Source organism: Aurantimicrobium minutum, assembly GCF_029893825.1.
In the GTDB taxonomy this organism is placed as follows: domain Bacteria; phylum Actinomycetota; class Actinomycetes; order Actinomycetales; family Microbacteriaceae; genus Aurantimicrobium; species Aurantimicrobium minutum_C.
The window spans coordinates 355,791-376,932 of the sequence record NZ_JARXXV010000001.1 but is presented as its reverse complement, the minus strand read 5'-3'; the positions used below and the strand labels follow the sequence as shown (position 1 = coordinate 376,932).

Sequence of the window (21,142 nt, the reverse complement as noted above, 5' to 3'; positions counted from 1 at the left end):
TCCCCTAGTCTACGTTTTTAAGCTGCTCCCACAGTGCGTCTACCTGCGAGTACGTATGAGAAATATCACCACTTGTATCAATGACATGGTTAGCAATTTTGAGACGCTCTTCTTCAGGTGCTTGAGACTCAATTCGAGAAGCAGCTTCAGATTCAAGCATGCCTCGATGTTCCATTAATCGTTCGATACGGACATGTTCTGGCGCGCTCGCTACAACAATGGTGTCGAAAGAATAGACGTTCTGAGTCTCTACCAACAGTGGAACGTCATAAACCACCACAGAGCCGTCAGGCGCCTGTTGGAATAGTTCAGCAGTGCGTTCTTGAACTGCTGGGTGAACGATTGCGTTGAGCTTTGCCAATGCAGCTGCATTGTTGAACACATGTTCGCCTAAGGCACCTCGGTTGAGACTGCCATCTGCGAGAAGTACATCAGGTCCAAATTCAGCAACAATTTGCGCGAGGGCTGGTTTACCGGGTTCAACAACTTCTCGAGCTACTTTGTCTGCGTCAATAATTACTGCCCCGTGATCAGCAAGTCTTCTGGCAATGGTTGATTTACCAGAACCAATTCCGCCGGTGAGTCCGATCAACGTCATAACTTCAGCTTAACGAGTAATGGGTGGACCCGAAGGCCCACCCATTAGAAACGTTCCTTGACTAGTTGCCAGCGAGCTTTTCGCGAAGAGCTGCAAGCGACTCATCGTCAGCGAGGGTTCCAGCAGATGCTGCCTCGCTTGAGAATGAAGTGCTTTCAGCAACTGCGTCTGCTGGTGCGTCAGGAATGTTTGCTTCGTGCTCGTTAGCAGCCTTGACCTGGATCTTGTGCTGCTCCCAGCGTGCCTGAGCTGCTGCGTAGTCAAGTTCCCACTTCTCGCGTGCTGCGTCGAAGCCTTCACGCCATTCGTTGGTTTCAGGATCGAAGCCTTCTGGGTACTTGTAGTTACCGTTCTCGTCGTACTCAGTGAGCATGCCGTAGAGAGCAGGATCAAACTCGGTACCTTCAGGGTCAACACCCTCGTTTGCCTGCTTGAGGCTCAACGAGATGCGACGACGCTCGAGGTCGATGTCAATAACCTTCACGAATACGTCAGCACCGACAGAAACAACCTGCTCTGCCAGTTCAACGTGCTTGCCGGAAAGTTCAGAAATGTGAACCAGACCCTCGATACCGTCAGCAACGCGAACGAATGCACCGAATGGAACAAGCTTGGTGACCTTACCTGGTGCAACCTGACCGATTGCGTGGGTACGGGCAAATACCTGCCATGGGTCTTCCTGAGTTGCCTTGAGCGAGAGCGATACACGCTCGCGGTCCATGTCAACCTCGAGGATTTCCACGGTTACTTCCTGGCCAACTTCAACAACTTCAGAAGCGTGCTCAATGTGCTTCCATGAGAGCTCAGAAACGTGGACGAGACCGTCTACGCCGCCGAGGTCAACGAATGCACCGAAGTTGACGATGGAGGAAACAACACCCTTACGGATCTGGCCCTTCTGAAGGTTGACCAGGAAGGTGCTGCGGCTCTCGGACTGAGTCTGCTCGAGAAGAGCGCGACGGGAGAGAACAACGTTGTTACGGTTCTTGTCGAGCTCGAGTATCTTTGCCTCGATGTCCTGACCAAGGTAAGGAGTGAGGTCACGGACTCGGCGGAGCTCAATCAAAGATGCAGGAAGGAATCCACGAAGACCGATGTCTACGATCAGACCACCCTTAACAACTTCGATAACCGAACCGGTAACGATGCCGTCAGCGTCCTTGATCTTCTCAACATCGCCCCATGCACGCTCGTACTGGGCGCGCTTCTTGGAAAGAATCAGGCGACCTTCTTTGTCTTCCTTCTGGAGGACGAGTGCCTCAACAGAGTCACCAACCTTGACAACCTCTGAAGGGTCAATGTCGTGCTTGATGGAAAGTTCGCGGGAAGGGATAACACCTTCGGTCTTGTAGCCAACGTCAAGGAGAACCTCGTCGCGATCTACCTTGACAACGGTGCCTTCAATGAGGTCACCATCGTTGAAAAACTTGAGGGTCTTTTCGACAGCGGCGAGGAAGTCCTCAGCAGAACCGATGTCGTTGATTGCAACCTGAGTGGCTGCTTTCTTTGCTACAAGCGTCATGTAAAACGTGCTCCAGTATTTACTTAATTCGGGCCCTGAGACACAGCAAGCTGATGTTTTTGCCTCAGGGCAGACGGAAAAAACGCACAAATGTGCATCTCTCAGATTACTTCACAGCTGACTTCCGCGCAAACTCTCGGAAAAACGGTTAGTGCGCTGCTTCGTTCCAGTTCTGCCCGATACCAATTTGAACATCCAAGGGAACACTCAATTTGGCTGCGTGAGACATACGATCGGTCACAATCTTTTCGACTTGCTCGCGTTCTGACTCAATGATCTCCAGGACTAATTCGTCATGCACCTGAAGTAACAACTGTGAGCTGAGACCAAGTGCCTGAAGGTCTTCTTCAATGCCAATCATGGCTATTTTCATGATGTCTGCCGCCGTGCCCTGCATGGGTGCATTGAGAGCAGCTCGCTCAGCGTTATCGCGGAGTACTCGGTTGGGGCTTGCTAAATCCGGGAAAGGGCGACGACGACCAAACAAAGTTTCGGTATATCCCTGTGAGCGAGCTTGCTCTACGACACTGCGCAGATAATCCCGCACTCCCCCGAATCGCTGGAAATAGTCCGCCATAAGCTTCTTGGCAGCGCTGTTATCAATGCCAAGTTGACGAGCAAGTCCAAAAGCGCTGAGGCCATATGCCAGGCCATAGCTCATGGCCTTAACTTGGCTACGCATCTCACCTGTCACATCCGCAGGTTCAACCCCAAATACCCGTGCACCAACAAAACGGTGAAGGTCTTCACCGGAAATGAAAGCCTCGATTAGACCCTCATCCTCTGAAAAGTGCGCCATGATGCGCATTTCAATCTGAGAGTAATCGGCAGTGAAAAGCGTGTCGAAGCCTTCACCCACCTCAAATGCTTCACGAATACGGCGACCATCAGCAGTTCTGATGGGAATGTTTTGCAGGTTGGGGTTTGCCGAGGAAAGGCGTCCAGTACTGGTACCTGTTTGACCATAAGTGGTGTGAATTCGACCATCAGAACCTATTGCTTGAATCAGCGTCTCGACAATTTGCTTCAGCTTTGTCACATCACGGTGTTCAAGAAGTAACCCTAAGAACGGGTGAGGATTTGTTGCTTGCAGGTCAGCCAATGCGGTGGCATCTGTGGTGTAACCGGTCTTCGTCGCACGAGTTTTGGGCATTCCGAGCTGATCAAATAACACTTCTTGCAATTGTTTTGGTGAGGCGAGGTTCACTTCGCGACCGATGACCTCAAATGCCTCGGTTTTGGCCTTTTCAGCTCGCTCACCTAGTTCTGTTGAGAGCAACTCGAGCTTGGCACGATTAACTGTCACGCCACGCAGTTCCATAGCTGCCAGTGTGTTCAGTGTTGGAACTTCAATCTCCAGGAAGAGTGCCAAAGTGGCAGCATCCATTTGTTCACGAATTGCTGCATCGATCCGATGAATAAACCACGCACGGCCACCTGCATCAAGTGCAGAATCATCAGGGACTAATTGGTTGGGATCGGGGGTGGGTAGAAGCTCATTGAGATACAGCTTGACTAGGTCTGCAAGCTCACGCTTGGAGGAATCTGGACGCAGAACCCAATCAGCAATCTCTGTGTCGAAACCAAGATTCTCACATGCGATGTCTGCTCTGAGGAGAGACTTGAGCTGTTCTTTCGCGCCGTGAAAAATCTTTGGCGTGGGTCCAGCAAGCCAGTCAATCAGTGGCTTCATATCTGCACTAACCGGAGACCAGGGAACACAGACTGCTTCGGTTTCTGTTGCTAAACCAACGACCGCTATTCCGCTTGCATAGATTTCTAGCTCTATAGCTATCCCTTGAGGCGAGGCTTCAGAAGATCGGTGTAACCACGCTGAAAGTTCTTCATCCAGTAGTTGCTGCGAGTGTGGTGGCGTTGAAGCAGCTGCAGGTTCAACATATTCCCTCACTACTGCTTGAACAGAAGTTGGAGTACTAGGAGTTGCTTTGGAAACCGAGCTAGCTGAATCTGCGGAGGTTTCACCATTTAGAGCCAAAACCCGAGTCAATAGTGATTTGAATTCAAGCCGACCGAAGACTTCTTTAACGGCCTCGGAGTCGAACGGTACACGTTCTAAATCAGCTGGCCCAACAGGAAGTTCAACATCATTGACGAGGCGATTGAGTTTCCGGTTACGAATGGCATTGTCTTTAAACTCGCGAAGACTCTCGCCGACTTTTCCACCGATTTCATCAGCTCGACGAAGAATTTCCTCGAGCGAACCAAATTCGTTGATCCACTTGACTGCGGTCTTTTCACCGACCTTAGGCACTCCGGGCAAATTGTCACTCGTTTCACCCACGAGAGCAGCAATCTCAGGGTATTGGTGCGGTTTGATGCCATAGCGTTCAAAAACTTTGGCAGCGTCATAGCGAGTGAGTTCAGAAACACCCTGTTTCGAGGGATAGAGCAAGGTGACGTTGTCATCTATGAGCTGAATTGTGTCTCGGTCTCCAGAAACAACTAATACTTTGAAATTCTGTGCTGAACCCTGAGCTGCCAGTGTTGCCAAAATGTCATCTGCTTCATAATCCTCTTTCGTGATGGTGGTCACACCCATCGCGTGAAGAGCATCTTGAAGAAGGGGAACTTGACCAATGAATTCTGGTGGCGTTTCTCCACGAGTTCCCTTGTATTCGGGATATTCGCGTGTTCTAAAAGAGAAACGCGAGATGTCGAAGGCTACAGCTAAGTGGGTGGGCTTTTCTTTGGCAAGCAGGTTCAACATCATAGAAATGAAGCCATGAATAGCGTTGGTGTGCTGACCATCTGCCGTGCGGAAACTATCCACTGGGAGCGCGTAAAACGCCCTGAAAGCAAGTGAGTGGCCATCGATGACCATGAGGGTAGGCTGGGCGTTGTTCGACACGTGCCAAGCCTACACAGCACGCCTGACTCAGCCTGCGAGGAACCTTCTATGTCTACTGAATATGTTCGACCACCAGTACTTGATTTAGCGCAATTCCGTGGATTCTCTGCCGGTCCGCTGTGGGACAAAATGGGCATCCAGTTGCATGTGCTCTCCCCCGAATACGCAGTGGCTTCTATGCCCGTTGAAGGCAACACTCAGTCTGTTGGCATTTTGCACGGTGGTGCTTTTGTAGTTATTGCTGAAGGGCTTGGGTCTATTGCAGCGAACATGCATGCAGGCGAAGGCAGAGTTGCCGTAGGAATCGAAGTTAGCGCAACCCACACCGGAAGCATCTCGTCAGGGTTTGTAACTGCCACCTGCAAGGCGCTGCACCTAGGCCGAACCCTTACTACCCACGAAATTGTGTGCACAGATGAAAACGGGCGACGACTGTCAACCATTAGGTTGACCAACTTCATTAAAGATAAGAAGTAAGTTACTTCTTATCCTTTTTCTGATCAGAACCGAGCTGATCGACGATAGTCACTGCGACATCTTTCATGGTCAGTCGGCGATCCATAGATGCCTTTTGAATCCAGCGGAATGCCTCTGGTTCGGTGAGTCCCATCTTCTCGTTAAGAATTCCCTTAGCAATATCGACAATTTTGCGGGTTTCAAAACGTTCTGAAAGGTCTGCAACCTCGTTTTCGAGGGCAACAATCTGAGCCCAACGCGAAAGGGCAATCTCAACAGCAGGTAGCAAGTCGTTAGGAGTGAACGGCTTAACCACATAGGCCAACGCGCCAGCCTCAGTTGCACGCTCCACGAGCTCCTTCTGGCTAAAGGCAGTTAGAAGCACTACAGGTGCAACATGCTCTTTGTTGAGCTGATCCGCCGCAGAAATACCGTCTAACTTGGGCATCTTGACGTCCATCACCACAAGGTCAGGACGAAGTTCTTTAGCCAGGGCTACAGCTGCTTCGCCATCTCCCGCCTCACCAACTACATCAAAGCCGTTGTCACGGAGAGTTTCGACAATATCCATGCGGATAAGTGACTCATCTTCAGCAACAACTACACGACGTTTGGTGGGAGTTTGGATTTCTTGGTCGGCCATAGCTCCAGCCTAGGATATTCTTGAAGATATACCAGCCGAATTGGCGGAATGGCAGACGCGGAGCACTCAAAATGCTTTGTCTTCGGACGTGTGGGTTCAAGTCCCACATTCGGCACAACAAAGAAAAGCCCCTCTTGATGAGGGGCTTTTCTGTATCTGACCTAGAGGTTTTGATAGGCGGGAGCTGCAGCGTTGCGTGCATCTCCAACCTTGTGAACGCGAAGGTCGTTGGTAGAACCGGCAATTCCGGGAGGGGAACCCGCAATCACGACTACCTTGTCCCCTGCCTCTGCGAGACCCTCACCTAGCAATAAGTCATCAACCTGACCAAACATCTGGTCGGTGTGAGTCACAGCGTCAACGAGGTAAGACTTCACGCCCCAGGTAAGTGACATACGACGACGAATGTGCTCGTGAGGGGTAAGAACGATCATGGGGATGTCTGAGCGCAGACGAGCCATACGGCGCGCAGAGTCACCGGATTCAGTGAAAACACACAGGTACTTTGCGTCGACGAATTCAGCAACTTCCTTAGCAGCCAAGGTGATTGCTCCACCCTGGGTTCGTGGCTTGGTACCAAGTTCAGGAATACGTTCAATTCCGTGGTCTTCGGTGGACTCGATGATGCGAGCCATAGTGGCAACGGTGATGGTGGGGAATTCACCAACACTGGTTTCACCCGAGAGCATGACGGCATCTGTTCCATCGAGAACCGCGTTTGCACAGTCAGAAGCTTCAGCACGTGTTGGACGTGGGCTTGAGATCATAGATTCAAGAACCTGCGTAGCGACGATGACAGGCTTAGCCCAGCGACGGGCCAGCTCAACTGCACGCTTTTGCACAATCGGAACCGCTTCCAAAGGAAGTTCAACACCGAGGTCGCCGCGGGCAACCATGATTGCATCGAAAGCATCAACGATTTCTTCGAGGTTGTCTACAGCCTGGGGCTTTTCAATCTTGGCAATAACAGGTAGACGTACACCTTCTTCATCCATGATTTCGTGCACACGCTTGATGTCAGCAGCATCACGAACAAAACTCAGAGCAATAAAATCAGCCCCCAGACGAAGACCCCAGCGGAGATCTGCTTCGTCCTTGTCTGAAAGTGCTGGAACATTCACTGCGACACCGGGAAGATTAATACCCTTGTTGTTGGAGATAGGTCCTGGAACCTCGACAATAGTGGTCACAACGGTTCCGTCGGTTTCCAAAACACGCAAAGTAACTTTGCCGTCATCAATGAGGAGTGGGTCACCAGGCTTCACATCCTGAGGCAGACCTTTGAATGTGGTGGAGCTGAGCTCTTTGTTACCCACGATGTCTTCAATGGTGATCTTAAAGATGTCACCTTCGGCGAGGTCATATGGACCGCCCTCAAACTTGCCCAGGCGAATCTTCGGGCCTTGCAGGTCAACCAGAACAGCAACTGGCTTCCCGACGTCTGCAGCAGCTTTACGAACATTGCGGTAAACCTCTTCGTGCACGTCATATGAACCATGTGAGAGGTTCATTCGGGCAACGTCCACTCCAGCTTCAATGATGGACTTCAGGCTTTCGTAGCTCGAAGTTGCTGGGCCGAGGGTCGCAACAATTTTGGCGCGTCTCATGAAATGTCTCTTTCGTTTCAGTGGAGCCAAGCTGCAGGAGGGAGGTGCAGCTTTTTCATAGTACTAAACCGCGAAACCGCGATCTGTGGGTGCTACAGGAGAAGGTAGTAACGTCTCACCTTCAAGGTATCGGTCTACCGCGGCTGCAGCAGCACGACCCTCGGCAATTGCCCAGACAATCAGAGACTGTCCACGACCTGCATCACCGGCAACAAAGACACCGGGTTCTGCAGTTGCATAGTGAGCATCACGGTTGATGTTTCCACGCTGATTTAAGCTGACTGCCAAATCTGAGTGCGCAATGTCACCCTCTGGTCCAGTGAAACCAAGAGCGAGCAGAACCAGATCTGCGGGGATTTCACGTTCAGTACCAGCCTTGGGAACACGTGCTCCATCAACAAATTCAGTTTCAGCAACGCGTACAGCACGAACGTTACCCTTGCCATCGCCAAGAAACTCCACTGTTGATACCAAGTACTCTCGGGTACCACCTTCCTCGTGCGCGGAAGAGACCTCGAAAAGGTTAGGGAAAGTTGGCCATGGCTGTGAATCAGGGCGTTCAGCAGGTGGCTGCTTTCCAATTGCCAGGTTAGTAACTGAAGCTGCCTGGTGACGGTGAGCTGTACCAATACAGTCCGCACCGGTGTCACCACCACCAAGAACAACAACGTGCTTGCCCTGTGCATGAATCTGGTCAGTAACGAGTTGACCATCCACGGCACGGTTGGATTGAGCCAGATACTCCATAGCGAAGTGAACGCCAGATAAATCACGACCTGGAATTGGCAGGTCGCGAGGAACCAGTGAACCAGTTGCGACGACAACTGCGTCATATCGGCGACGAAGGTCTTCCCACGTGATGTCGGTTCCAATGTTGACGCCGGGACGGAAACGTGTTCCTTCGGCTTCCATCTGTTCAAGACGGCGATCAATATGGTCCTTCTCCATCTTGAAATCTGGAATACCGTATCGCAGGAGTCCACCGATTTTTTCATCACGTTCAAAGACAGCAACTGTGTGACCGGCACGAGTGAGCTGCTGAGCAGCTGCCAAACCTGCAGGTCCAGAACCAACAACTGCAACAGTCTTACCAGAGAGACGTTCAGGAATAAGTGGCGTCACCCATCCTTCATCGAATGCCTTATCAATGATGGAAACCTCAACCTGCTTAATTGTTACTGCAGGCTGGTTGATACCGAGAACACAAGATGATTCACAAGGTGCAGGGCACAAACGGCCAGTGAACTCTGGGAAGTTATTTGTCGCGTGGAGGCGGTCAATAGCGTCCTTGTCATCACCACGCCACGTGAGGTCATTCCACTCAGGAATGAGGTTACCTAACGGGCAACCCTGGTGACAGAACGGGATGCCACAATCCATGCAGCGACCAGCTTGACGGACGAGAGTCTCGCGATCGCCTGGTTCATAGACTTCTTTCCAATCCATCAAACGAATTGGAACTGGACGACGAGCAGGAAGTTCACGCTGACGTGTGTTCAAAAAACCTTTGGGATCAGCCACCGGTCACCTCCATAATCTTCTTCCAGGTTGCATCCCCATCTGGATTTATGCCTGCACTTTCTGCTTCTTGACGAATGTCGAGAACAGCTGCGTAGTCACGAGGAACTACCTTGGTGAATTCAGATACGACAGAATCAAAGTTTTTCAACATCGCCGTGGCTAAAGGTGAGGAAGTTTCTGCAAAATGAGACTGCAAGAGATCCTTGAGAATCTCTGCATCTGCACTTCCGAGCTTTTCCAAGCGAAGTTCGCCAGATGCCAAAGAATCAGCATTTACCTTGTTGGAATCTAATGCGTGGATGTAAGCAATTCCGCCAGACATTCCTGCACCAAGATTTCTTCCTGTTGAACCCAGGATGACGGCAAGACCACCAGTCATGTATTCGAGTGCGTGGTCACCAACACCTTCAGCAACAGCGGTGGCACCAGAGTTTCGAACGAGGAAACGCTCACCAACCAAACCACTGATGAAGATGGAACCGCTAGTAGCACCATAACCAATGACGTTTCCGGCGATCACATTCAGCTCTGGAGCGAAAGAAGAAGCAGGAGAAGGTTTCACGACAATTGAGCCACCGGAGAGACCCTTTCCGACATAGTCGTTGGAATCTCCAACGAGTCGAAGAGTGATTCCCGCAGGAACAAAAGCACCAAATGACTGACCCGCAGTACCGGTCAAAGTGATGTCAATAGTTCCATGTGGCAAAGCATCATGGCCAAATTTCTTCGTCAACTCGTGGCCGAGCATTGTGCCAACTGCTCGCTCTGTGTTGCGAATGGGCAGTTCAATGGAAACTGGCTTACCTTCAGTCAAGGCAGGACGAGCAAGGTTGATTAATTCAACATCAAAATGCTCTTCAAGTTCGTGGTCTTGAGCACGTGCACGGATGCGTGGTTCATCAGCCAAGAACTTTGGTCCCACCAAGATGGGCTCAAGATCTAGACCTTCAGATTTCCAGTGTTCAAGTGCCTGGTTGACGTTGAGTAAGTCATTACGACCGATGATTTCATCGAGGCTGCGGTAACCCAGCTCGGCAAGATATTCACGGACTTCCTGCGCAATGAACTCAAAGAAGTTCACAACGAACTCAGGCTTGCCTGTAAACCTAGAACGAAGTTCAGGGTTCTGGGTAGCAACACCGACAGGGCACGTGTCGAGATGACACACACGCATCATGATGCAGCCGGAGACAACCAAAGGCGCTGTAGCGAAACCGAATTCTTCGGCACCAAGAAGTGCCGCAACGATGACGTCACGACCGGTCTTGAGCTGACCATCAACTTGAACAGACACACGGTCACGCATGCCGTTGAGCATGAGTGTCTGTTGCGCTTCTGCAAGACCAAGCTCCCAGGGAGTTCCAGCGTGCTTCAATGAATTGAGTGGACTAGCGCCAGTACCACCATCGTGGCCAGAGATGAGAATCACATCTGCCAAGGCCTTTGAAACGCCTGCAGCTACTGCACCAATACCCGACTGGCTAACTAACTTGACGTGAACACGTGCAACTGGGTTGGCTCGCTTCACATCGAAGATCAACTGCTTGAGGTCTTCAATTGAGTAAATGTCGTGGTGTGGTGGAGGTGAGATGAGACCAACACCAGCGGTGGCGTGACGTGTACGTGCAATCCAGGGATAGACCTTGTTGTTCGGTAGTTGTCCACCTTCACCAGGCTTAGCACCCTGAGCCATCTTGATTTGAATGTCATCAGCGTGGGTCAAATACATGCTGGTCACACCAAAACGACCAGAAGCTACCTGCTTAATCGCAGAACGGCGTGTGGGATCAAGAAGACGGGCAACGTCTTCACCACCCTCACCTGTGTTGCTCTTGGCACCAATCGAGTTCATGGCAATAGCAAGAGTTTCGTGGGCTTCAGGCGAGATAGAGCCGTAACTCATCGCTCCTGTAGAGAAACGCTTCACGATTGATTCAACAGATTCAACTTCATCGAGCGGAACCGGGTTACGTTTACCTGTTTCCAGGGTAAACAAACCACGAAGAGTCATCAGATCGCGTGATTGATCATCAACAAGCTTGGTGTATTCACGGAATGTGTCGAAACGACGCTCCCGAGTTGAATGTTGAAGCTTGAACACTGTTTCTGGGTTGAACAAGTGTGGAGCACCATCACGACGCCACTGGAATTCACCACCGGTGGTAAGACGTTCCGTTGTCAGGGGTGCACCATCTGATGGGTAGGCAGACGAGTGACGAGCAAGGTTCTCTGCAGCGATGACATCGATGCCGACTCCCCCAAGCTTGCTGTTGGTGCCAGTGAAATACTGATCAACAAACTCTTGGGATAGACCTACTGCTTCGAATGTTTGAGCGCCGGTGTAAGAAGACACCGTAGAAATACCCATCTTGGACATGATCTTCAGAACACCCTTACCGAGTGCTTTGATCACATTCTTTGTAGCCTTCTCGGCTGTGATACCAGTGATGAATTCGTCGCGAACAAGCTGTTCACATGTTTCCATTGCGAGATAGGGGTTCACTGCCGAAGCCCCATAACCAAGAAGAACTGCGACGTGGTGAACCTCACGGACATCACCAGCTTCAACAACAATGCCGACCTTAGTTCTGTTCTCTGTACGAATGAGGTGGTGGTGAACGGCAGAGGTCATCATCAGAGAGGGAATGGGTGCCATCTCAGAGTTTGAATCACGGTCAGAAAGGACGATAAAACGAATACCCTGGGCAATTGCTTCATCAACTTCTTCACACAGTTGCGCAAGACGCTTCTCCATCGCGCGCGGACCCTTGTTGACCTTGTAAAGACCCTTGAGTTTGATGCCTTGACGAGCACCGTTTTTGCCACGGATATGCAGAACCTTTGCCAACTGATCGTTGTCAATGACGGGGAAATCAAGAACTACCTGTTCGGTGTGCTCAGGACCAGCAGCGAGGAGATTGCGCTCAGGTCCGAGCCCAAGCTTCAAACTGGTGACAACCTCTTCACGAATCGAATCCAGTGGTGGGTTGGTTACCTGAGCGAACTGCTGCACGAAGTAATCGAATAGGAGTCGTGGGCGAGAGGATAGTACTGCAATAGGAGTGTCCGTACCCATCGCGCCGAGTGGTTCTGCACCGGTCTTAGCCATGGGTGCAAGCATGATGCGCAGCTCCTCTTCGGTGTATCCGAAGGTGCGCTGACGACGAATAACGGAGGAACGAGTGTGTGCAATGTGCTCACGCTCAGGAAGTTCCTCGAGGTCGATTCGAGACTGGTCAATCCATTCTTGCCATGGGCCTGAGGCAGCAAGCTCACTCTTGATTTCATCATCGGAGATAATTCGACCAGCGACGGTGTCAACCAAGAGCATCTTGCCAGGCTGAAGGCGACCCTTTTGGACTACCTTTGCTGGGTCAACGTCGTAGACACCAATTTCTGAACCAACAACGATCAATCCATCATCGGTAACAAGGAATCGTCCTGGGCGCAGACCATTACGGTCAAGAGTTGCACCTACCAGCGATCCATCGGTGAAACAGATTGCAGCAGGACCATCCCATGGTTCCATCAAAGATGAGTGGTACTCGTAGAAAGCTCGACGAGCAGGGTCCATTTCTGGCTGGTTTTCCCACGCTTCCGGCACCATCATCATGATTGCGTGTGGCAGAGGGCGACCTGAGAGAGTCAATAGTTCTACAACTTCATCGAACGAAGCGCTGTCAGAAGCACCAGGAGTACAAATAGGAAGTAAGTCCTTGATGTCACCCAAAAGTTCTGATTCAAGTTGCGACTGGCGAGCACGCATCCAGTTGCGGTTTCCCTGAACGGTGTTGATTTCACCGTTGTGGCAAATGAAACGGAATGGGTGAGCCAAAGGCCATGAGGGGAACGTGTTTGTCGAATAGCGCGAGTGAACCAGCGCCAATGTTGAAGCAAATCGTGGATCGCTGAGATCTGGGTAGAACGGCTCTAGCTGAAGGGTCGTAACCATTCCCTTGTACACCAAGGTTCGTGAAGACAGAGATGCGAAATAGATTTCACATTCGCGCTCAACACGCTTACGCAAGCGATAAACAAGTCGGTCTAGCTCAATACCAGCGAGATCACCGGCGGCAGAAGTAACGAAAGCTTGCTCAATTGCAGGCATCGCTTCTCGCGCTAGTTTTCCAAGGTTATCTGGGGCGGTTGGAACAACTCGCCAGCCAAGAACTTTCAATCCTTCTGAATGAGCAATTTCAGCAAAGCGAGCCTGAATAGCAGCGCGTTCTGAATCCTTAAGTGGAAGAAAAGCATTTCCAACAGCGTAGGTGCCTGCAGTGGGCAGAGTGAAGTCAACAACTTCACGTAAGAAAGCATCTGGAATTTGCGTAAGAATACCGGCCCCATCACCAGTACCCGCATCAGAACCTACTGCTCCACGGTGTTCCAGATTACGCAGCGACGAGAGCGCGACATTGATAATGTCGTGACCAGGAACACCTCGAAGGGTAGCAACCATAGCCAATCCACAAGCATCTTTTTCTAGCGTGGGGTCATATAAACCCTGTGCTTCGGGTGTCAATGAAAAGCGCTGATAGGGCATCGCTAGAGACATTGAACCCCTCCTCTCGAACCGTTAATCGGGAGGGACGACACTGGCCCTAAAGTCATCTGGAAAGTAATGCAGGAGAGCTTGTCGCTCAAATATGAACTTCCGAGCCGCTTGTGGCGGGTGAAGCAGTGAAGTTTCGCTCTGCGGGGGCTACCTTGCCCTGATCCGCTGACTTTGAAACTTACATTTCCAACTTTACAGCAGGTCCGCCCTCTGTGTAGACACTGAGCTCTTTACCCGGGTGGCGACGGTTTTGAATGAGGATTATCGCGATACCGATGAGGATTGCTAAAAGTGCCGCCCAGACATTGGTGCGAATCGAAAAGAAGGTTTCACTCGAGTCCAAACGATATGTCTCGAATACGGAACGTCCAATGCCGTACCAGATGAGATAAACCCCAAAAGCTTTACCCCAGCGCAGGTAGAGCTTACGCTCCAAGACAACAATCAGGAGAGCACCGGCGAGGTTCCAGATGATTTCATACAAAAACATCGGATGAAACAGCGTTCCATCTGGCAGTCCTGCAGGGAACGCAGGGTTTGTAGATTCAATTTCAAGACCCCATGGCAACGTGGTGGGCTGGCCGAAGAGTTCATGGTTGAAATAGTTACCTAAACGACCGGCAGCTTGTGCAACGAGCATGGCCGGAGCAAGTGCATCTGCAAAGGACCAGAAACGAATACCAGTCTGTTTGCATCCAATCCAAGCTCCTACGGCTCCGCCAAGTAATGAACCAAAGATTGCATTACCGCCCTCCCAGATATAGAAGACCTTCATGAGGTCTGCGCCCTCATAGAAGTAGTCGCTGGGGTGGGTAAATACGTGATAGAAACGAGCTCCGATAATGCCTAATGGCACTGCCCACAAAATGATGTCGAGGACGACTCCGCGCTCAGCTCCGCGTTTGGTGAGGCGTGAATCAGTAATCCACGTCGCAAGAACAATTCCGAGAAGAATACACAGTGCATAAATGTGAATACGCAGAGGCCCGAGGTCAAAATATTGAATGGAAGGGCTAGGAATACTCGTAATCAGATGCACAGTCACAGTTTATGTCTGAGTAGCGCCGAAGAATTATTTACCTTCAGCGAGTTCTGAAGCAACCGTGCGAAGTTCGGAGACACCACCATCATTGAGTGCTTTCACGAGAGCAGATCCCACGATCGCACCATCGCCATATGTCAATACTTCTGAAACTTGAGTACCAGTAGAAATACCAACACCAACACCAACGTGTGTCGCCCCAACAGCACGCAGACGTGCAACCAGTGTCTTGGCTGCTACGTCTACATCTTGACGAGCTCCCGTAATCCCCATCGTGGAAACGGCATAAACAAATCCACGACTGTACTTAACTGCTTGAGCAAGTCGTTCATCCGTAGACGATGGTGCGGCGAGAAATACTCTGTCTAAATCATGCTTCTCGGCTGCAGATAACCACTCACCTGCTTCGTCAGGTATGAGATCTGGGGTAATCAAACCAGCTCCACCGGCTGCTGCGAGATCTGTAGCAAACTTATCAACGCCATATTGGATTACTGGGTTGAAATACGTCATCAGCAGAACGGGAATATCAACTCGAGCAGTCACTTGCTTAACTGCTTCAATTGCGTGAGCAAGTTTGAAACCGTTCGACAATGCAACCTGGGTCGCTTCTTGAATGACTAAGCCATCCATAACAGGATCAGAGTAAGGAACACCGAGTTCGAGAATGTCAATTCCGCTTTCAACTAGCGCAACTGCAGCCTCGATACTCTCCTGGAGTGTTGGAAAACCAACGGGAAGATAGCCGATTAGGACTTTACCCTTGGCGGAAATTGCTGCTTCTACCTGTGAGCTCATGCTGCTCCCCCATCGAGAATGCCAAAGTACTTGGCTGCAGTTTCCATATCTTTATCGCCGCGGCCAGAGTTATTGACCAAAATGATGGCCTCGGGGCCTAATTCCTTGCCCAGCTGAAGAGCTCCTGCAAGACCGTGTGCAGTCTCAATAGCAGGGATGATGCCTTCTGTGCGGGCTAAGAGACGCAATGCATCCATTGCTTCTGCATCGGTAATTGGACGGTAATGAGCACGTCCAATGTCATTGAGCCACGAGTGCTCGGGGCCAACACCGGGGTAATCCAAACCTGCAGAGATTGAATGTGACTCTATGGTCTGGCCGTCTGCATCCTGGAGCATGTAGGAACGTGCGCCGTGCAGTACTCCTGGGCGCCCCATAGTCAAAGTGGCTGCGTGTTCAGGAGTGTCCACTCCACGCCCAGCTGCTTCGAAACCATAAAGGCCAACAGTGGGGTCATCTAAGAATGCGTGGAAAATACCGATAGCGTTTGATCCACCACCAACACATGCAGCGACTGCAGTTGGCAACTGGCCAGTGATTTCGAGCATTTGCTCACGAGCTTCTTCACCAATGATTTTGTGGAAATCACGAACCATGACAGGGAATGGGTGTGGTCCCGCCACTGTGCCCAGAAGGTAATGGGTGGTTTCTACATTGGCTACCCAGTCGCGAAGTGCCTCATTGATCGCATCTTTGAGTGTCCGCGAGCCTGTGGTCACAGGAACAACTGTTGCTCCCAACAAGCGCATACGAGCAACGTTCAATGCTTGACGCTCTGTATCAACTTCACCCATGTACACGACACATTCAAGGCCAAAAAGCGCAGCCGCTGTCGCACTTGCGACTCCATGCTGGCCAGCACCAGTCTCAGCAATGATGCGTGTTTTGCCCAACCGTTTCGCCAGAAGCGCCTGGCCTAAAACGTTATTGATCTTGTGGCTACCGGTGTGATTGAGATCTTCACGCTTGAGGAAGATTCGTGCACCACCACCGTGCTCTGCAAAGCGGGGAACCTCAGTGATGATCGAGGGACGGCCGGTGTACGTGCGGTGAAGATCTGCTAGTTCACGCTGGAAACTAGGGTCATGCTTCGCGAGCTCATAAGCTGCAGAAAGCTCATCCAAGGCAGCTATCAATGATTCGGGAACGAAACGCCCACCATATTCACCGAAGTAGGGACCAAGTTCGTCTCGAAGTGCCATTTATACCGCCAGGAAGGATTGGAGAGTTGCTGCAGGATCGGATGTAACCAGTGCCTCACCTACGAGTACAACATCAGCACCAGCGTCTCTGTAGTGCTGAACATCTGTTGCATTTCTTACAGCTGATTCTGCCACCTTGATGACACCAGCAGGAATTTCGGAAACAAGTGAGCCGAAGAGTTCTCGGTCAAGTTCGAAAGTGCTCAAATTGCGCGCATTCACACCAATCAACGATGCGTTGATATCAAGAGCACGGTGTAACTCTTCCCGTGAGTGAGTTTCGACAAGAACCGTCAGTCCAAGTGAGAGTGCAAACTCATTGAGTTCTGCAAGAAGTGGCTGTTCTAAAGCTGCAACGATAAGAAGCACAACATCAGCTCCTGCAGCTCGTGCTTCAAGAATCTGATACTTCTCAGCAATGAAATCTTTACGCAGTACCGGAACATTAACTACTGCACGCACAGCGCGAAGATCTTCAAGAGTTCCCTTGAACTTACGCCCCTCGGTTAACACACTGATGGTTGAAGCCCCGTTACTGGCATAGGTTCGAGCCAATGCAGCTGGATCAGCGATAGCAGCCAAGTCTCCACGAGAAGGACTAGCCCTCTTGACCTCTGCAATTACTTTGATGTGATCAGCAGGTGCGAGAAATTCAAGGGCGTTAAGTGCTGGTGTTTGAGCTAATGCCGCAGCTTCAACTTCTGCATAGGAAACAAGTTCACGACGTGCAGCTGCATCCGAAAGGGCACCAGCTGTCAGGTCGGACAGCATTTAGTAGTGGTGTGGCTTGGGGGTGAACTTTGGACCGTTCACGCCGTAGCCAAGCTTTGCTAGCAGGAACCCGAGTCCCCAACCGACAAAAATGCCAACTACCGAGGCCCACACAAGCCACTCAATGGCGAGAACAAACGCAGTAGTTCCAATAGCGAAGAAAAGCAGCATAGTAATTACTGCAGTCCATGCTGCGGGCGAGTGGCCCTCTCCTGGATCAACGATGTCGTTGCTCATGTCACTCCTCAGTGCGAAAAACTTCTGAATAAATCCTAGTTGATTGTAGGGTCGGTTCCGTGGCTCAACGAGTCCCACGCATCAATATTTGTTGCAGAGACATCTGCAACGGGAGCCTGTGTTGCCATGAGTTGCCCAGAACTACTCGCTTGTGAAGCTTTACTCTCAGCTCTGTCAAACTTTCGACTAGCGGTACCCCACTTACCAGCTGTGAAAACAATTACTGTTCCAACAGGAAGCAAGAGAACTCCTGCGACAGCAGCCACACCTGGCCAGGCGGTAGAACTCGAGGTGAGTACGAAAGTACGAAGTGTTTCTAAATCGCTGATGGCACTGAGTTTGGTTAGTTGAGTAGCTGCTGCAGAAACAGGGTCAGACCATGCAGTTACCGTCGTGAAAGTGACAACACAGCCCAATATAAAAAGAAACACTCCAAGAATTCTTCTGATCAGGATTGAAGACAATGCCAGTGCCGCAGTAAGAGCAAATCCGGTCAAACCCCAGGCACTCAGTCCCGGTGCCGCTACTTGCCCGGATACCGGAATACCCTCTGCATTTTCAGTGGGAAAAGTTACTGATAGAAAGAACCATGTTTGGGACCACGAGACCATAATCAGTGCAGATAGAACGAAGGTCGCAGTGAGCGTGTAGGACTTGAACTTGCGATAGTTCATACTCAAACCTTCTTCAGCGAGTTCGCAATAGCCACTGCTCTCAATGGAGCTGCGGCTTTGTTTTGTGTCTCTAGATATTCTGTCTCGGGAACAGAATCCATCACCAAACCAGCTCCAGCTTGGACATATGCCTTGGAATCTTTCAACACCACAGTTCGGATTGCGATAGCAAGGTCTGCATCCCCTGCGAAGTCAAAATATCCGACAACTCCGCCATAGACGCCGCGTTGTGCAGGTTCAAGAGAATCAATGATTTCGAGTGCGCGTGGTTTTGGCGCTCCACTAAGAGTTCCAGCAGGGAAAGTTGCGCGAAAAACATCTACTGGCCCATTATCTTGCGATAGATCACCTTCGACAGAGCTCACAATGTGCATGATGTGTGAAAAACGCTCTATACGCATGAACTCAGTAACCTCAACGGAGCCAGCGTCACAGACGCGAAGTAAGTCATTACGAGCAAGATCAACAAGCATGAGGTGCTCGGATCTTTCTTTTTCGTCTGCAAGGAGTTCAACTTCATATTCGAGATCTTGCTCAGGGTTTGAACCGCGAGGCCGTGAACCTGCAATGGGGTGTGTGAATACTCGGCCTGCAGAAACCTTGACAAGCGCCTCAGGGCTCGAACCGACAATGGAGTAGCTCTTGCCCTCCATTGTTTCCAAGGCTAGTAAATACATGTATGGGCTCGGGTTCAAGCTTCGCAAAACGCGATAAACGTCTTCAGGTGAGGCCGAGTTATCGGCATCAAATCGTTGAGAAATAACAACCTGGAACACATCGCCATCCACGATGTGTCTCTTGGATGTCTTCACCGCATCAAGAAATTCTTGACGCGGTGTACGCAGTTGTGGCTGAGCTACGGTGTCTAGGTCAATCTGGGCAAGACCCACAGGCCCTGGCTGAGCCAGACGCTTTTGAAGATCGTCAAGACGCGATTGAGCGTGAGTAAATAATGCTTCGACATCAGATGAAGATTCAGTGATGACAACATTCGAAATAAGTGTCACCGTTCCGTACTTGTGGTCAAGGACGATTACTTCTCGAGAGAAACTCAAACCCTGTCGCGGCACATCGAAATCTGCTGGAGGGGCGTCAGGAAGATTCTCAATCTCCCTGATTGCTTCCCACCCAATGAATCCAACAAGAGCTCCGGTTAGAGGAGGCATGCCAGGAATATGTGGGGTTTTCCAGCGTCGGTATAAAGCATCAAGGGCGGCCAAACCAGTTACAGGAATCTCTCCCCCAAAAGCTTCCTGCTGATTCAGGCCAAAGTCTTGCCAGCAGGGAATACCGCCTAGATCAGTTAGTACGCCATAGCTCGAGACACCCACGAATGAAAAGCGTGACCAAATACCACCCTGCTCAGCAGATTCAAGGAGGAAAGAACCTGGAACACCAGAGGAAAGTTTGCGGTAAATACTGATCGGGGTTTCTGCATCGGCAAAAAGAGATCTCGTAACCGGAATCACCTTATGACCTTCTGCAACCAGGGTCGTGAAATCACTCAGCGTGGTGTCGGGGGTGCTCATAGTGAACTGGCCTCCACATTCTCCACTGCAGGAATGTCATAGTCCTCAAAGCAGGTACGTGAACCGGTGTGACAAGCAGATCCGAGCTGTTCCACACGAATCAGCAAGGTATCTGCGTCACAGTCATGATGCACACTTCTTACAAGCTGGGAGTGACCGCTGGTGTCGCCCTTGCGCCAGTATTCTTGCCGGGAACGTGACCAGAAAGTCACTCGGCCCTCTGTAAGTGTCCTGCGCACGGCTTCAGCGTTCATGTAACCCAGCATCAACACGTCGTTGTTCTGAACATCTTGAATGATTGCTGGAATGAGCCCGTTGGCATCGTATTTCAGCTCAGAAGGATTGAATTCAGACGTCATCGAACCTCGAAACCTTCCTGTGCAAGCACCGTCTTCACTTCACCAATAGTGACAGCTTTTGTGTGAAAAATACTTGCAGCAAGTGCTGCATCTGCACCAACTTTGAAAGCAGGAGGGAAATCCTGGGCCGACCCAGCTCCCCCGCTGGCAATGACGGGCACGGAGCTGATTTCTCGTATTGCCGAAATTAGCTCTAAATCGAATCCTGTTTTAGTGCCGTCAGCATCTATGGAGTTCACGAGCAACTCACCTGCACCACGATTAATAGCTTCCTGCGCCCAAACCAAAGCATCGATATCAGTGAGTTCACGTCCTCCGTGCGTAGTCACCACAAAACCCGAAGGGGTGGTCTGTGACCGAGTTATATCCAGTGAAAGAACCACTACCTGCGCACCATATCGGGTGGAAATCTCATCAAGTAGTGCAGGGTTTTTGATAGCAGCGCTGTTCACGCCCACTTTGTCTGCGCCGTGGGCAAGAAGTTGAGCAACGTCTTCCACGCTACGTACGCCACCACCGACGGTGAGCGGAATAAACACAGCATCTGCCGTTCTAGCAACCACATCGAACATGTTGGAACGATTTTCCACGGTGGCTTTGACATCGAGGAACGTTATTTCGTCAGCACCTTGTTCGTAGTAGTAACGGGCCAACTCAACAGGATCACCTTGATCTGTGAGGTTGAGGAAATTAACACCCTTGACCACACGACCGTCAGCAACATCGAGACAGGGAATGATGCGAACTGAAAGCGACATG

17 protein-coding genes and 1 tRNA gene are annotated in these 21,142 nt (G+C 50.8%); 2 read left to right on the top strand and 16 right to left on the bottom strand.

The window, feature by feature from the left end; all coding sequences use genetic code 11:
- Positions 1-4: 4 nt before the first annotated feature.
- The 3 genes from coaE to polA form a co-directional block, all read right to left on the bottom strand.
- Positions 5-598 (bottom strand): dephospho-CoA kinase, encoded by a 594-nt coding sequence (gene coaE, locus M2120_RS01770; protein ID WP_280797010.1) that lies wholly within the window; start codon positions 596-598, stop codon positions 5-7.
- A gap of 61 nt (positions 599-659) precedes the next feature.
- Complete coding sequence (rpsA, locus tag M2120_RS01765; protein ID WP_280797009.1) at positions 660-2,120, bottom strand: 30S ribosomal protein S1; 1,461 nt, start codon at positions 2,118-2,120, stop codon at positions 660-662.
- Between the two features lie 148 nt (positions 2,121-2,268).
- On the bottom strand, positions 2,269-4,989 hold the full coding sequence (gene polA / locus M2120_RS01760; RefSeq protein ID WP_280797008.1) for a DNA polymerase I: 2,721 nt from the start codon (positions 4,987-4,989) through the stop codon (positions 2,269-2,271).
- Positions 4,990-5,037: 48 nt separating this feature from the next.
- Between polA and M2120_RS01755 the strand changes: the two genes are divergently transcribed.
- Entirely contained in the window at positions 5,038-5,466 is a 429-nt protein-coding gene (locus M2120_RS01755) for a PaaI family thioesterase (protein ID WP_280797007.1), read from the top strand.
- Between the two features lies 1 nt (position 5,467).
- Here the strand turns inward: M2120_RS01755 and M2120_RS01750 are convergent, their stop codons facing one another.
- The gene (locus tag M2120_RS01750; RefSeq protein ID WP_280797006.1) at positions 5,468-6,088 is read right to left on the bottom strand and encodes an ANTAR domain-containing response regulator; all 621 of its coding nucleotides are present in this window, start codon (positions 6,086-6,088) and stop codon (positions 5,468-5,470) included.
- Between the two features lie 34 nt (positions 6,089-6,122).
- Here M2120_RS01750 and M2120_RS01745 point away from each other — a divergent pair.
- Positions 6,123-6,203: transfer RNA gene (locus M2120_RS01745), tRNA-Leu, on the top strand.
- Positions 6,204-6,249: 46 nt separating this feature from the next.
- Here the strand turns inward: M2120_RS01745 and pyk are convergent.
- From pyk to hisF, 12 genes are all read right to left on the bottom strand, one after another.
- Positions 6,250-7,695 (bottom strand): pyruvate kinase, encoded by a 1,446-nt coding sequence (gene pyk, locus M2120_RS01740; protein ID WP_280797005.1) that lies wholly within the window; start codon positions 7,693-7,695, stop codon positions 6,250-6,252.
- A 63-nt stretch (positions 7,696-7,758) separates the two neighbouring features.
- Positions 7,759-9,216: a glutamate synthase subunit beta gene (locus tag M2120_RS01735; protein ID WP_280797004.1), complete on the bottom strand. Its 1,458-nt coding sequence runs from the start codon at positions 9,214-9,216 to the stop codon at positions 7,759-7,761.
- A complete protein-coding gene (gene gltB / locus M2120_RS01730; RefSeq protein WP_280797003.1) occupies positions 9,209-13,771 on the bottom strand; it encodes a glutamate synthase large subunit in 4,563 nt (1,520 codons plus the stop codon). Before gltB ends, M2120_RS01735 begins: the two co-directional genes overlap by 8 nt.
- 178 nt (positions 13,772-13,949) lie before the next feature.
- The gene (gene lgt, locus M2120_RS01725; protein WP_280798142.1) at positions 13,950-14,810 is read right to left on the bottom strand and encodes a prolipoprotein diacylglyceryl transferase; all 861 of its coding nucleotides are present in this window, start codon (positions 14,808-14,810) and stop codon (positions 13,950-13,952) included.
- A 33-nt stretch (positions 14,811-14,843) separates the two neighbouring features.
- Entirely contained in the window at positions 14,844-15,611 is a 768-nt protein-coding gene (gene trpA / locus M2120_RS01720; protein WP_280797002.1) for a tryptophan synthase subunit alpha, read from the bottom strand.
- Positions 15,608-16,813, bottom strand: coding sequence for a tryptophan synthase subunit beta (gene trpB / locus M2120_RS01715; protein WP_280797001.1), 1,206 nt, complete (start codon positions 16,811-16,813; stop codon positions 15,608-15,610). Before trpB ends, trpA begins: the two co-directional genes overlap by 4 nt.
- Positions 16,814-17,584, bottom strand: coding sequence for an indole-3-glycerol phosphate synthase TrpC (gene trpC / locus M2120_RS01710; RefSeq protein WP_280797000.1), 771 nt, complete (start codon positions 17,582-17,584; stop codon positions 16,814-16,816).
- The gene (locus M2120_RS01705) at positions 17,585-17,821 is read right to left on the bottom strand and encodes a DUF6704 family protein (protein ID WP_280796999.1); all 237 of its coding nucleotides are present in this window, start codon (positions 17,819-17,821) and stop codon (positions 17,585-17,587) included.
- A 35-nt stretch (positions 17,822-17,856) separates the two neighbouring features.
- A complete protein-coding gene (locus M2120_RS01700) occupies positions 17,857-18,495 on the bottom strand; it encodes a Trp biosynthesis-associated membrane protein (RefSeq protein WP_280796998.1) in 639 nt (212 codons plus the stop codon).
- 2 nt (positions 18,496-18,497) lie between these two features.
- Positions 18,498-20,024 (bottom strand): anthranilate synthase component I, encoded by a 1,527-nt coding sequence (locus M2120_RS01695; protein ID WP_280796997.1) that lies wholly within the window; start codon positions 20,022-20,024, stop codon positions 18,498-18,500.
- Positions 20,021-20,383 carry a phosphoribosyl-AMP cyclohydrolase gene (gene hisI, locus M2120_RS01690; RefSeq protein ID WP_280796996.1) on the bottom strand — a complete coding sequence of 121 codons (363 nt, stop codon included), beginning with the start codon at positions 20,381-20,383 and terminating at the stop codon, positions 20,021-20,023. Before hisI ends, M2120_RS01695 begins: the two co-directional genes overlap by 4 nt.
- A complete protein-coding gene (gene hisF, locus M2120_RS01685; protein ID WP_280796995.1) occupies positions 20,380-21,141 on the bottom strand; it encodes an imidazole glycerol phosphate synthase subunit HisF in 762 nt (253 codons plus the stop codon). Before hisF ends, hisI begins: the two co-directional genes overlap by 4 nt.
- Between the last annotated feature and the right edge of the window lies 1 nt (position 21,142).

Bases quoted from the DNA above. Each gene is read 5' to 3' on its own strand.
- coaE (WP_280797010.1), bottom strand. From the start codon at position 598: ATGACGTTGATCGGACTCACCGGCGGAATTGGTTCTGGTAAATCAACC.
- rpsA (WP_280797009.1), bottom strand. From the start codon at position 2,120: ATGACGCTTGTAGCAAAGAAAGCAGCCACTCAGGTTGCAATCAACGAC.
- M2120_RS01755 (WP_280797007.1), top strand. From the start codon at position 5,038: ATGTCTACTGAATATGTTCGACCACCAGTACTTGATTTAGCGCAATTC.
- M2120_RS01750 (WP_280797006.1), bottom strand. From the start codon at position 6,088: ATGGCCGACCAAGAAATCCAAACTCCCACCAAACGTCGTGTAGTTGTT.
- pyk (WP_280797005.1), bottom strand. From the start codon at position 7,695: ATGAGACGCGCCAAAATTGTTGCGACCCTCGGCCCAGCAACTTCGAGC.
- gltB (WP_280797003.1), bottom strand. From the start codon at position 13,771: ATGTCTCTAGCGATGCCCTATCAGCGCTTTTCATTGACACCCGAAGCA.
- trpA (WP_280797002.1), bottom strand. From the start codon at position 15,611: ATGAGCTCACAGGTAGAAGCAGCAATTTCCGCCAAGGGTAAAGTCCTA.
- trpB (WP_280797001.1), bottom strand. From the start codon at position 16,813: ATGGCACTTCGAGACGAACTTGGTCCCTACTTCGGTGAATATGGTGGG.
- trpC (WP_280797000.1), bottom strand. From the start codon at position 17,584: ATGCTGTCCGACCTGACAGCTGGTGCCCTTTCGGATGCAGCTGCACGT.
- M2120_RS01705 (WP_280796999.1), bottom strand. From the start codon at position 17,821: ATGAGCAACGACATCGTTGATCCAGGAGAGGGCCACTCGCCCGCAGCA.
- M2120_RS01700 (WP_280796998.1), bottom strand. From the start codon at position 18,495: ATGAACTATCGCAAGTTCAAGTCCTACACGCTCACTGCGACCTTCGTT.
- M2120_RS01695 (WP_280796997.1), bottom strand. From the start codon at position 20,024: ATGAGCACCCCCGACACCACGCTGAGTGATTTCACGACCCTGGTTGCA.
- hisI (WP_280796996.1), bottom strand. From the start codon at position 20,383: ATGACGTCTGAATTCAATCCTTCTGAGCTGAAATACGATGCCAACGGG.
- hisF (WP_280796995.1), bottom strand. From the start codon at position 21,141: ATGTCGCTTTCAGTTCGCATCATTCCCTGTCTCGATGTTGCTGACGGT.